Below are 12,035 nucleotides of genomic sequence, written 5' to 3'. Positions count from 1 at the left end.
AACTTGCGGTCTCGCTCCCATCGGTCGATAAAGTAAATTCAATTCCCTTCGAAGCCGATTGGGATGTTGGGCTGAGTGAAACGGGCGAGCCAAGGCATGGATGCCGAGGCAGCGTCAGTCGAATCAGGGATGAGCGTCTGACGCGGTGGCCGTTCTCAGCCCATAAGCCCAAGGTGCTCGGATTCATTGGGGCGGCGCGGGCCTGCTTTCTAAATGTGTAAGAGGGGAGTCTCTGCAGATCTCCTTTCCCCGGGTGTAGGTTGGCGAGTGTCGCGCAGCGACTGGCTAACGAGCGAGAGCCATGCATGGCGAACTGGCCGTTGTGCATGGAAGCATTTGACCCACGACTTCCCGTCGCTTGCAAAGCGACAAACAAAAAGCCAGAAGCGGCGGCTTCAAAAAGTCCAATTTCGGGGGAGAGGGAAAACGGAAAGCGAGGTAAATCCCTTTGAAAGCGTATCGAATCGACGGCCATCATCCCTAATCAGCACCTTTGTCAGCATCAAAACGAAAACTCTGGTTACACACTTATATCAGCCATGCCTTAACCATTGTTTTCGCTTGATTATTCATCAATGGCATCCACTGTATAACATGCAGTAAAAAGCAGCAATACCAACCGTGCCAAAGTCCAGACAACTATACTTAACGGGATAGAAAGTGGTAGGAGCACAGCAAAATGAACACCTCATCCCATGGCCTGCGGGCCGTTAAAGTGATCGCCATCGCCGTGAACGACATGGCACGGGCAACCCATTTTTACAGCGAGGTGCTGGCGCTGGAACCGGCAATGGAAAAGGGCCAGCTGAGGGGCTATCGCCTCGGGGAGCTGGTATTGATGTTAAAGGACGAGTGGTATGGCACCCCCACCAGCGAACCCAATCCGCGCATCACCATAGAGTGTGACCATGCGCCGGACACCGAGGCCTATCTACGGGCGAGGAGCGTGACCATAGCCGACCCCGTCACTGTGGTGGAAGAAGGCTATCTGGTGGGCAGTTTTCTTGACAGCGAAGGCAACAAGCTCTGGTTCTGCTCGGCCAATGGCTAAGCACAGTGGTTGAATGCTGAAGGTTGAAGGTTGAAGGTTGAAGGTTGAAGGTTGAAGGTTGAAGGTTGAAGGTTGAAGCATCAGGAAAGACCAGAAAGCACATCAGGGCGAGCCTTTGGCTGAGATGGCCGCAAGGCTCGCCGCTTTTCTCTATACTCTGGCGCCAACCTCAGGCGCCGAGCGCCGCTATAAACTCACGCGCCGAGCGCGGCTATCCAGTCGTCGGGATTGGCCAGGATAAACTCATAGCTGTCGCCGCCGCTTAAGGTGATGCGCAGCGCATCCCGGGTCACGGGCAAAATGCCGCCGCCCTTGCCGAGGCACTTTTCCACCTTGGCGATATCCGTAACCGCCAGCTGATAAGGGCCCAAGCCAAACTGGCTGTTGTAGGGGGTAAAGGTCAGCGTTGAGTCAGCCAGGCTGAGCCTGCCATCGGCGCGGGCCACACCCCGCTGCACGGCGGCGGTGGCCGATTTGGTGGGGCTGATTTGCTGAGAAGAGTGATTCCTTTCCGAGTGGGGCATGTCTGTCTGAACCTCTGTGTGAATCTCTGACTGAACCTCTGACTGGATCATGGCGGCGGCCTCCTGATTGCCGGTGCTTTCGCTGTTCTACAAGAACACTTTTATACAAGCCCCTGTTATACAAGAGTTTGCTTTCCGTTTGGAGCCTTACGGCAAAAAACGCCTTTATTGGCGACTTTCGTTGGATGCCATTGGCCTGCCCTTGTCCGGGCGTTTACGCCCAGCTTTATGCCCGCCTTTATTTCCCGCCCGGCTGCGGTTCCTGTCTCAGGGACTATCATTAAAGGATGCCTGAAAGCATGCTTAAGAAAATGCCAGGAAGAAGTCATACAGGGCGCGCTGAACACTTTCGACTGTCAGGACCTGAGTCCTCTAACCGCCCGCGAAGCTTGGTCGTTCGGGCACTTTACCTTACCCGCCGTTGCCAGGAGCACGGCTAAGGAACAAGCCATGTCATCCCTCTCTTCCGAGACCCTGAACACGCTCAAAAGTAAGCTGCAAGGCCAACTGGTACTGCCGGACGACCCCGACTATGACGAGGTACGGGAAATCTGGAACGCCATGATAGACAGAAAGCCCGCATTGATAGTCCGCTGCCAAAGCAGTCAGGATGCCGCCGAGGCCCTGGCGGTGGGCCGGGACCACAATATGCTCATCTCCATTCGCGGCGGCGGCCACAACATTGCCGGTAATGCGGTGTGCGATGGCGGCATGATGATTGACCTGTCGCTGATGAAAGACATTGTGATAGATACCGCCAAGCGCATTGCCCACGTGGGGCCGGGCTGCACCCTGGGCGACTTTGACGCCGAGGCGCAAAAACACGGCCTGGCCACGCCCCTTGGCATTAACTCTACTACTGGGGTGGCGGGGTTGACCCTGGGCGGCGGCTTTGGCTGGCTTAGCCGCAAGTACGGCATGACGGTGGATAATCTGCTGGCGGCCGAGGTGCTGCTGGCCGATGGCCGTTTGGTACGGGCCAGCGAAACCGAAAACGCCGATCTCTTTTGGGGCCTCAGGGGCGGTGGCGGCAATTTTGGCATAGTCACCCGCTTTGAGTTTCGCCTGCACCCGGTGGGGCCGGACTTGCTGAGCGGCCTGATGGTGTTCCCCTTCGAGCACGCCAAAACCGTGCTGACCCGCTTTGCCGCCTTTACCCAAACCATACCTGACGAGCTCAGCGTGTGGATGGTGACCCGCAAGGCGCCGCCACTGCCGTTTTTGCCCGAGTCCGCCCACGGTAAAGAGATGGTGGCACTGGCCATGTGTTACTGCGGCGATCCCGCCGAAGGCGAGCGATTGATAGCCCCGCTGCGGGAGTTTGCCCCCATGATAGGCGAGCACATTGGGGTGCAGCCCTTCCAGGCCTGGCAGCAGGCGTTCGACCCCTTGCTGACCCCGGGCGCCCGTAACTACTGGAAGTCCCACAACTTTACCTCGCTGGCCGAAGGCGCCATCGACTGCATTCTGGAATACGCCGCCTGCCTGCCCTCACCCCAGTGTGAAATCTTTATCGGTGTGATTGGTGCCCAAACCGGCCGGGTGGCGGCCGATGCCATGGCCTACTCCAGCCGCGATGCCAACTATGTGATGAACGTGCACGGCCGCTGGGACAGTGCCGATGACGACCAGCGCTGTATCGGCTGGGCAAGGGAGTTTTTTGCCAAGTCCAAACCCTTTGCAAGCGCCGGTGCCTATATCAACTTCCTCACCGAAGAAGAAGCAGACCGGGTGGAATTTGCCTACGGCGAAACCTACCAGCGCCTTGCCAAAATCAAGGGCAAGTACGACCCCCATAATCTCCTGCGGATGAATCAGAACATCAAACCGGCATAAGCAGGACTTCCATCTCCCCGGCAGCCCCAGGTGCACTACACTTGGGGCTGCCCTTCACGCACTTCATATCATCTGCAGTAAAGCCAAGAATCTGGACAACCTCAAAAGCAGCGGAATGCACCATTCCCCCCTTAGAAGCCGCTTTGGGAGTTGGGCTGAGAGAAACGGGTAAGCCGAGATAGGGATATTGAGGCAGAAACCGTCGAGAAGGGGTGAATGTCGCGAAGCGACAAGCTTATGAGCGCGAGGCAAGGAAAGCCGAGCCGGGATGAATTTATAGGGATGTCAATTCGCGAGTCGGTTTCGGTGGTCGTTTCCAGTCCATAAACCCAAAGTGCTTGGCTTCGGCGGGGGCGTCATTCGGGATGCAAGGGGCTTTGGACGAGCAAGGTCCCTTACCCGGGTGAAGCCTGGAGGGCTTCGACCTTAAGTCGCTTACAAAGCGACAAAACCAGCTCTCGTCAGCTGGACTGACGTCCCTGAATACGTATGCAGCTTATGTCCCCCGACGCAAGCCTCCGCTAAGGTGGTCACAAATAAAAATGACACCTTACAAGGAATGATGAATGCGCTATTCACTGCTGCTGTTGGCCATGGCCGCCAGCCTGCCATTGCAGGCCAAAACCTTAATCCTCAAGTCCCCCAATGGCGAGATTGAAGTTAAGGTCAGCGACGATGACGCCCCCCACTATGCCGTGCTGTTTCAGGGTAAGCCTGTGATTGGCGCCTCCAAACTGGGGTTTGACTTCACCAATGCCGCCAACTTCCGCGGCGGTTTTGATATCTCAGACAGCCAAAGGGCCACAGTAGACAGCAGCTGGGAGCAGCCCTGGGGCGAGGCGCGCATCATTGAAGACAAGCACAATGAGCTTGTGGTGAGCTTTACTCACCCAGACAGCAAACAAGGCTACAAGGTGCGCTTTCGCGCCTTTAACGACGGTGTGGGCTTTCGCTACGAGGTGAATGCCGATACACCGCTGAACATCGGCCGCGAGCTCACCGAATTTGCCGTTGAGGAGGCCGACAAGGCTGAAGCCTGGTGGATCCCCGGCCGTGGCTGGAACCGCTACGAGTATCTCTATCAGCACAGCAAGCTTGCCGATGCCGCCCTGGTGCAAACGCCTTTTACCCTTAAGAACAAGGATGGAGTGCATATTGCCATCCACGAGGCGGCCCTGGTGGATTACGCCGCCATGACGTTGAATCAGCGCCGTCCCGGCACCTTTGTCTCTGAGCTGACGCCCTGGTCAGATGGGGTGGCAGTTAAAACCAACGGCAAATTCAACACCCCCTGGCGCACGCTGCAAATCGCGGCCAATGCCACAGGGCTGATTAACTCGCACCTTATTCTTAATCTTAACGAGCCCAACCAGCTTGGGGATGTCTCCTGGGTTGAGCCCGGTAAATACGTGGGCATTTGGTGGGGCATGCACATTAACCAAAACACCTGGGGCAGCGGCAGCAAGCATGGCGCCACCACAGATGAAACCAAAAAATACCTGCGCTTTGCCGCCGACAATGGCTTTGATGGGGTATTGGTGGAGGGCTGGAATATCGGCTGGGATGGCGACTGGTTCCACAATGGCGATCTGTTCAGTTTTACTGAGCCCTTTGCCGATTTTGATATCAAGGCCATTGCCGATTATGGCCGCGAGGTGGGCGCCAGACTCATAGGCCACCACGAAACCTCCGGCAGCGTCAGCAACTACCGTAAGCAGTGGGATGGCGCCTTCGGTTTGTACCAGAAGATGGGCGTCAGTCAGGTAAAAACCGGCTACGTGGCCGATGGCGGTAACATCAAACGCATCGATGAAAACGGCCTCGAGCGCTTCGAGTGGCACGATGGCCAGTTTATGGTGGGCGAATACCTGGATAACGTGAAAACCGCCGCCAAATACCAGATAAGCATCAATACCCACGAGCCCATCAAGGACACGGGGCTGCGCCGCACCTACCCCAACTGGCTCGCCCGTGAGGGTGCCCGTGGTCAGGAATACAATGCCTGGGGCAATCCGCCCAACCCACCCGAGCACGTTGCCATGCTGTCGTTCACCCGCATGCTGGCAGGCCCCATGGACTTTACCCCGGGTATCTTCGACATGGGCTTTAACGGCCTTGGTGACAACACCAATCGCCCACAAAGCACCCTCGCCAAGCAGCTGGCCCTGTATGTGGTGCTCTACAGCCCTATTCAGATGGCGGCCGACCTGCCTGAGAACTACTTAAAACGTCCCGACGCCTTTCAATTTATCAAGGACGTACCCACCGACTGGGAGCAGAGCATTGCCCTCGATGGCGAGGTGGGCGACTTTGTGGTGATGGCCCGTAAAGAGCGCAATGCGCGCCAGTACAGCGGCAACGACTGGTACCTGGGCGCAGTGACCGACGAGCAGGCCCGGGATGTGACAGTGAAGCTGGATTTCCTCGAGCCCGGCAAAACCTTTGAGGCGCAGATTTATCAGGACGGCAAAGACGCCGAATGGAAATGGCGCCCCTACGAGATTGACATCAAAAAGCTCAAGGTACGCAAGGGCGATACCCTCACCCTGCATCTGGCCGACGGTGGCGGCGCGGCGGTACGCTTAAAAGCGCTGTGAGCGACGGGCGCCTCGCGCTGAGCTGAAAAAAACGCCGCAGGCAAAACCTGCGGCGTTTTTTATTAAAGCGTTAACTCAGCCATTAAAAGCGGAAGTTCGCCCCTACATAAAAGCCGTCCTCCAGGTCACGATTTCTGTGGTCATCGTACTGGATGCGGATTTGGCGATAGCCCGCCTCAAAGCCAAGATTCGGGTTCAGCTCGTAACCCACCGCCGTGCTCCACTGATAGTGGCCATCGACACCGGAAAAACTCAGCACCGAGGGGCTGACAAAGCCGGTGGCCTTGAGTGACAGGCCGTTACCCAGAGCCAGTTGATACTTGCCCCCCAGGGACAGCATGCTGCCATTGGGGCTGTTATCCAGCCATACACGGGAGGCCATTGGGCCAAACTCAAACCGGTGCGGACCGGCGCTGTGGCTGAACAGCAGCGCACTCTGCAGCAGGTGATTATCACCGTCCACATACAGGTATTCGCCTTCGAGTCTGGCGCTGGGGGTAAGCTGGCCGCCAAGGGATACAGAGGCGCGATCGTCATTCAGCTCCATACCCATATCGATGGCATGGGCGGCGCTGGAAAGCACGCCGAGGCTCAGCAATAAGGGGGTGGCGATTGAAAAAGTACGTTTCAGGGTCATGGATGTCTCCTTTGCCTTGGGAAATACCCGGGCGCAGCCATGGCGCGGCGGGTTTGGCCCAAGTGTCGCGGCGACATCCTTAACAAAAGATGAATGAATGCCCTGTTTAATCTTTTATAAACAAGATATTACATTTAAACTTCAGCTAATTAACCCCGGCGTTAACAGGGCGTTCGCAAAATGGGCATCCCCGGCAGCCGGAGGCGCTGCCCCTGAAACTGAGTCCCTGAAGATCAGACCACGGCCACATCCTGCTCAGTAAGCTGCTCAACATTCTGCTCAACATTCTGCTCAACAGTGACAGTGCAGTCGATGCGGGTCACCTTGCCATCTTCAATGATGAAAAAGGCATCCTGGGGCAGGTCCTGACGCCAGCAGTCTTCGTAGCTTAAATCCAGCAACATGCCCCGCAGCGCTATGCCGGTAAGGGCATGGCTGACCACCACTATGTCGCCCTGTGGCGGCAACTGCGCCAGCCAACTGGCAAGCCGACTCCTCACCTCATCAAAGCTTTCGGCCTCGGGGGCGTGCAGGTACCAGTCCCCTGCCCCATCAAGCTCGGGGTGCTGACTCCTGATGCTGGGCACGGTTCTTTGCTCCCACAGCCCCAGGGAGAACTCCATCAGCCGCGGCTCTTTGATGATGGGCGTTTCGGCGCTGCCAAGGGCGGCGCGCACAATCTCGGCGGTCTGTACCGCGCGGCCAAGGGAACTGGCGTAAAAATGAAACTCTGGCCCCAGATAGGATTTCAGCGCCGTGCCCACCGCCCGGGCCTGGGCGCGGCCCTTGGGTGTCAGTGGCGAGTTGCAGTGGCCCTGCAATTTCTGCTCAACGTTAAAATGGGTTTCCCCGTGCCTTAATACAAAGAATCGTCTGCCCATGGTCGGCTCCTGCTACATCAACTGCTGCAAAAGTTAACCGAATCTGCGCAGCGGAACAAAAACCGGGTTTTGGGTCATTTCTGTCCCCACTGGGCCCATGCCATCGGCCAGGATGCGACCCTGAGCAAAATTGGCGCACAGACGGCGCAGGAATGGCAATAGAAACGGCACAAAGATGAAACCTGGGTGTTGCACTAAAAAGAGGCAAAGCTCCCGCTTGAGGTGCTTAAAAGCATAGTGACGACATTAAAAATCTATATCTATCAATACTCTGAATTCAGGCACAGCCTTTGCTTTGTCAATGTGGATGTCACTACTTATGGAGTATTAGGGATGAATATCAAGCTTGATGATTTAAGCCACCCGGCAGTTGCCAGATTGCTGCACGAGCATCTGGAGGACATGTACGACAACTCCCCCGCAGACAGCGTACACGCGCTGGATCTGGCCCGTCTCAAGCAACGTGATATCCGTTTTTATACCCTGTGGCAGGGCAATACCCTCGCCGCCTGCGGCGCCGTGAAGCAGGTGGACTTTCACAGCGGCGAAATCAAATCCATGCGTGCCACCCGAGCACTGCGCGGTCGCGGCTTTGGCCACGCCATGCTGATGCATCTGGAAAATGAGAGTCGCCGCCTCGGCTTCAAACGCCTGTATCTGGAAACCGGCACCGCCGATTACTTTCTGCCGGCCCAGCGCCTGTATCTGGCCCACGGCTTTGAACAGTGCGCCCCCTTTGGCCATTACCGCGAAGACCCCCACAGCCTGTTTATGACCAAGGCCCTGTGAACCAGATGAAAAGGTTCACCATGCCCTGACAAGAGTCAACAAGCCGCTGACAGGTTCACCAGGCCCTGACACGAGTCAACAGGCCGCTGGGGCTTGGTGAAACCTTATGCTATTCACTCAGTTAACCCGCCTTTTTGCCCGGCATCAGAGGTAAAGGCTTTTCCCGCCTTCATTAACAAGATACCCTTGCCGTTAACAATAACGCGTCTCAACTCATTGGCTCAAAGAGAACCTCTGGTGATCCGGCAGATCAGAATGCGCTGCAACTCGCGGCCCACAGCATCGTTTTTCAGTCGCTCAATGAGCACCAGAGTACGCCATGGCTGGTATCTGTTGGCGGTGGCGCTTATCTTCACCTTCAGTTTGCACGCCCATGCCATTGAACCCTCGCTCTTTACCCCACCGCTGTTTCAGGTAGAAGCCAATCACAAGCTGCAAAGTAAAGAAATCCTTAAACTGGAAACCGACCCACAGGGCTTTATCTGGGTTGGGACACGCAGAGGCGTGTTCCGCTTTGATGGCTATGAATATCTGCCCCTTGAGAGTGCAAACAATCCGGCACTGTCAAAGCTGCATGTACGCTCCCTGCTGGCCGATGGCCAATTTTTGTGGATTGGCACCATGACTCAGGGGGTCTACCGGGTCGATTTAAGCACCCGGCAGTCCACCCAATTTGCCCGCAGCCCCGAGACGCCGGGCAGCATAGGCGGTAATCAGGTCAATGCCATCAAAAAAGACCGCAATGGCAGACTCTGGTTTGCCCATGACCGTGGCCTGGACAGCTGGAGCGAGCAGAGCGCGCAATTCACCCCCTATCTTTCCCTCGATAAACCCGACGATCGTTATCACAACTACCTGCTGGATATCGAATTTGATGCCGAGGGTAAACTCTGGCTTTCCACCGCCATGGGACTGGCCTGGATGGACAAGGGCGCCGCCGGTTTCGCGCTGTTTGCCAGTGAGGGCGAGTTGCTGCACAAGGTGGTGCTGCGAAGACTGTACCTTGCCAGCGACAACCGCCTGTGGCTCACCAGCCAGAATCAGGGCACATACCTCTTAAGCCCGGCCACCCGGGAAGTGCTGCTTAGCGAAGGCGATGGCGATGAGACCCGCAAGGTCATCAACACAGGCATTGCCGAAACGTTTGAAGCCGATGGCAGTCGCCGTATCTGGCTCAGTGGCACCAGGGGCGTCGAAATTCGCGATGGCGAATCCGGCAGGCTTATCAAACATCTGCAGGGAAATCTGCTGGACCCTCAGGGGCTTGCCGGCGATTTGATTTACTCCATCACCAACTCGCCCTCGGGCACCCTGTGGTTTGGGGTATTGGGTGTAGGGCTGCAATATCATCCGCCCCAAGCCCGGGGATTCTCGTTGATTGACCGCTTTGCCCCAGCACTGAAAGACCTGTTTTCAACCAATATTCATCAGGTGCTTAACCTGGGTGAAGATGAGTTACTGGTGCTGACTGAGCAGCAGGCGAGTCGACTTAATCTCAGTAGCGGCCACACAGCGCCGTTCAGCGACGATGCGAAAGTTCAACAAAAACTGCTGGTTTCCGCCATCAAAGACAGCGAAGGCAACTTTTGGTTTGGGGGTGACAGCGGCAACCTGATAGCCACCACCGCCGATGGCCATTGGCTTAACGAACTGCAATTGCCGCTAACCAAAAACGACGGGGTGTTCGTGAAAAACCTCGCCCTTGGACAAGAGCCAGTACTCTGGGCCGGTAGCGACAGGGGGCTGGTCAGGGTGTCCCTCGACGATCTGACCATGTCACCGCTAAAAAATGCCGACGGCAGTCGCTTTATCAGCTTCGTTCGCTGCCTCTATCTGGATGGGCAAAATCGGCTCTGGGTAGGCACCCTGGGCGGACTGGGGTTGGTGGCTCCGGGTTCTGACACCGTCAATATCTTCAGCAACGAGCAGGCCACCGAAGGCAGTCTGCGCCACAATCAGATAAATCAAATCCTGAGTGACAGTCAGGGCAACCTGTTAATCACCCACCCCGAAGGCGTAGACAGGCTGAGCAGCGGCGAGCTGGAAAAACTCACCGCAACGTTTGCGCGCATGCCAGCACCCGGCTTTGCCGAGGAAGCTTCTGGCCTTGACAAGGCGGCACCAGAAAAGGATGCCGCGGTACTGAGATTCAGTCCCTTTGCCAAAGACATCACAGACCGGATGACAGTACCGGCCAGGTTAGTCGCACTGCCAACGGGAAACCTTTGGCTGGGTAACACACATTTACTCGATAAAAATGGCCTGCTGCTGGCGCAATTTGGTGAGCGTGAGGGCGCGCTCGACCTGGGCTGGAGCCGCAGCACACCGCGTCTTGGCAACAACAGCTTCGTCTATGCCACCAATAACAGTATGCAGCTGATAAGCACTGAGGCCCGCCCCCGGCCAGGCCATGACGCAACTGTCGCCATTACCCAGATACAGCTTGGCAGTGTCGATATTCCGTTCGATCTCCAGGCGCCGGGGTTAGTGGTGGGCGCTGACGACCAACGCTTCTCGGTACGCTTTGCAAGCCCCGACGCCAGTAGCCTTGGTAAGGTGGATTATCGCTATCGCCTCGATGGCTATGATAATGACTGGCTAACGGCCCCGGAAGATATGCGGCTGGCGCGCTACACAGGCCTGCCCCCCGGGAATTATCGTTTGAGATTACAAGCGAGGGTGCAAGGCGCAGACTGGGGGCCAGAGCTGCAACTGAAGGTCAGTAAAGCGCCCAAATACTATCAAACCCTGTGGTTTCAGCTGCCGCTGGCTGCCCTGTTGATTGCCATGCTATATGGCCTGTTTCGTTGGCGTCTTGCCCATGCCAGAAGGCAGCAGCTGGCCCAGTTTGAGCATCGCGATGCCTTAAGAAAAGCCCAGATGCTGTCGGAGTTGATGGAGCAAAAAAACCGAATGCTGGCTGAAGTTGGCCACGACCTTCGCACGCCGCTGGCCATGATTAAAGTGCAGTTGGAGGCCATGCAGGACGGTTTGCTGCAAAGCTCCGATGCCACCTTTGAGTCGATGGCAAATAGCCTGGGCAATCTCAATCGCATGGTGGGCGACATAGTGCAGCTGTCTGCAGAGGAAGCAACAAACCTTGCCATGAGTAAGGAGCACCTCAAGCTTTTGCCGCTGATTGAAGAGCAGATAACCAGCTTCCGCCCCCTGCTGGCACAAAAAGGGATCGGGGTTAGCTTCACCTGTGAGCCTGAGCTGCCCCCTGAGACGACCGTGTTTGCCGATAAGGCACGACTGGAGCAGGTTTTGGGTAACCTTATGAAAAACAGTTATAAATACACAAATCAGGGTGGCCAGGTACAACTGTCGCTGACGGTATCGCCGTCTCATGCCCCCCAAGAGGCACAGCCCGCTGACGCATCCCTTGATGCCTGGGTAACCCTCAGCATCCAGGATTCGGCCCCCGGCGTTGCCGCCGATGAATATTCCCGACTGTTTGACCGCCTTTACCGGGCCAGCAACGTTGGGGACGCCGATAGGGCAGAGACGGCCTCTGGTTCGGGGCTTGGACTGTGGATTTGCCAGTCGATTGTCCGCGCCCACGGCGGCACGATAACGGCTTCGCCCTCCCCTTTGGGTGGGGTCGCCATTGAAATACAATTGCCGCTCAGTATCCAATCATCGGCCAGGGATCCCTTTTTGCCTGCCACACCGTCCAAACCCAATGCGTCTGAGCACAGCGCTTAACACAGCTTACAG

8 protein-coding genes are annotated in these 12,035 nt (G+C 56.6%); 5 read left to right on the top strand and 3 right to left on the bottom strand.

Annotation, left to right across the window (positions count from 1 at the left end; genetic code table 11):
• Positions 1-679: 679 nt before the first annotated feature.
• The gene (locus K0H79_RS05680; RefSeq protein WP_220067158.1) at positions 680-1,051 is read left to right on the top strand and encodes a VOC family protein; all 372 of its coding nucleotides are present in this window, start codon (positions 680-682) and stop codon (positions 1,049-1,051) included.
• Between the two features lie 194 nt (positions 1,052-1,245).
• Here the strand turns inward: K0H79_RS05680 and K0H79_RS05675 are convergent, their stop codons facing one another.
• Positions 1,246-1,626 carry a hypothetical protein gene (locus K0H79_RS05675; RefSeq protein ID WP_309304487.1) on the bottom strand — a complete coding sequence of 127 codons (381 nt, stop codon included), beginning with the start codon at positions 1,624-1,626 and terminating at the stop codon, positions 1,246-1,248.
• Between the two features lie 399 nt (positions 1,627-2,025).
• Here K0H79_RS05675 and K0H79_RS05670 point away from each other — a divergent pair, with 399 nt between their 5' ends.
• Together K0H79_RS05670 and K0H79_RS05665 are read left to right on the top strand one after the other, a co-directional pair.
• Positions 2,026-3,411 carry an FAD-binding oxidoreductase gene (locus K0H79_RS05670; protein ID WP_220077603.1) on the top strand — a complete coding sequence of 462 codons (1,386 nt, stop codon included), beginning with the start codon at positions 2,026-2,028 and terminating at the stop codon, positions 3,409-3,411.
• A gap of 566 nt (positions 3,412-3,977) precedes the next feature.
• On the top strand, positions 3,978-6,008 hold the full coding sequence (locus K0H79_RS05665) for a glycoside hydrolase family 97 protein (RefSeq protein ID WP_220077602.1): 2,031 nt from the start codon (positions 3,978-3,980) through the stop codon (positions 6,006-6,008).
• 82 nt (positions 6,009-6,090) lie between these two features.
• Here the strand turns inward: K0H79_RS05665 and K0H79_RS05660 are convergent, their stop codons facing one another.
• Positions 6,091-6,645, bottom strand: coding sequence for a YfaZ family outer membrane protein (locus K0H79_RS05660; RefSeq protein WP_220077601.1), 555 nt, complete (start codon positions 6,643-6,645; stop codon positions 6,091-6,093).
• 233 nt (positions 6,646-6,878) lie between these two features.
• The gene (locus K0H79_RS05655) at positions 6,879-7,526 is read right to left on the bottom strand and encodes a histidine phosphatase family protein (RefSeq protein ID WP_220077600.1); all 648 of its coding nucleotides are present in this window, start codon (positions 7,524-7,526) and stop codon (positions 6,879-6,881) included.
• Positions 7,527-7,859: 333 nt separating this feature from the next.
• On the opposite strand from K0H79_RS05655, the gene K0H79_RS05650 reads away from it, so the two are divergent.
• Together K0H79_RS05650 and K0H79_RS05645 are read left to right on the top strand one after the other, a co-directional pair.
• Positions 7,860-8,315, top strand: a complete 456-nt coding sequence (locus tag K0H79_RS05650) for a GNAT family N-acetyltransferase (protein WP_220067149.1) — start codon at positions 7,860-7,862, stop codon at positions 8,313-8,315.
• A 300-nt stretch (positions 8,316-8,615) separates the two neighbouring features.
• Positions 8,616-12,023: a two-component regulator propeller domain-containing protein gene (locus K0H79_RS05645; RefSeq protein ID WP_220077599.1), complete on the top strand. Its 3,408-nt coding sequence runs from the start codon at positions 8,616-8,618 to the stop codon at positions 12,021-12,023.
• Positions 12,024-12,035: the final 12 nt, after the last annotated feature.

It is taken from the genome of Shewanella sp. FJAT-52076, from assembly GCF_019457455.1.
Classification (GTDB): domain Bacteria; phylum Pseudomonadota; class Gammaproteobacteria; order Enterobacterales; family Shewanellaceae; genus Shewanella; species Shewanella zhangzhouensis.
The sequence above is the reverse complement of the archived record's forward strand: the minus strand, read 5'-3'. Positions and strand labels throughout refer to the sequence as shown.

Bases quoted from the DNA above. Each gene is read 5' to 3' on its own strand.
- K0H79_RS05680 (WP_220067158.1), top strand. From the start codon at position 680: ATGAACACCTCATCCCATGGCCTGCGGGCCGTTAAAGTGATCGCCATC.
- K0H79_RS05675 (WP_309304487.1), bottom strand. From the start codon at position 1,626: ATGATCCAGTCAGAGGTTCAGTCAGAGATTCACACAGAGGTTCAGACA.
- K0H79_RS05670 (WP_220077603.1), top strand. From the start codon at position 2,026: ATGTCATCCCTCTCTTCCGAGACCCTGAACACGCTCAAAAGTAAGCTG.
- K0H79_RS05665 (WP_220077602.1), top strand. From the start codon at position 3,978: ATGCGCTATTCACTGCTGCTGTTGGCCATGGCCGCCAGCCTGCCATTG.
- K0H79_RS05660 (WP_220077601.1), bottom strand. From the start codon at position 6,645: ATGACCCTGAAACGTACTTTTTCAATCGCCACCCCCTTATTGCTGAGC.
- K0H79_RS05655 (WP_220077600.1), bottom strand. From the start codon at position 7,526: ATGGGCAGACGATTCTTTGTATTAAGGCACGGGGAAACCCATTTTAAC.
- K0H79_RS05650 (WP_220067149.1), top strand. From the start codon at position 7,860: ATGAATATCAAGCTTGATGATTTAAGCCACCCGGCAGTTGCCAGATTG.
- K0H79_RS05645 (WP_220077599.1), top strand. From the start codon at position 8,616: ATGAGCACCAGAGTACGCCATGGCTGGTATCTGTTGGCGGTGGCGCTT.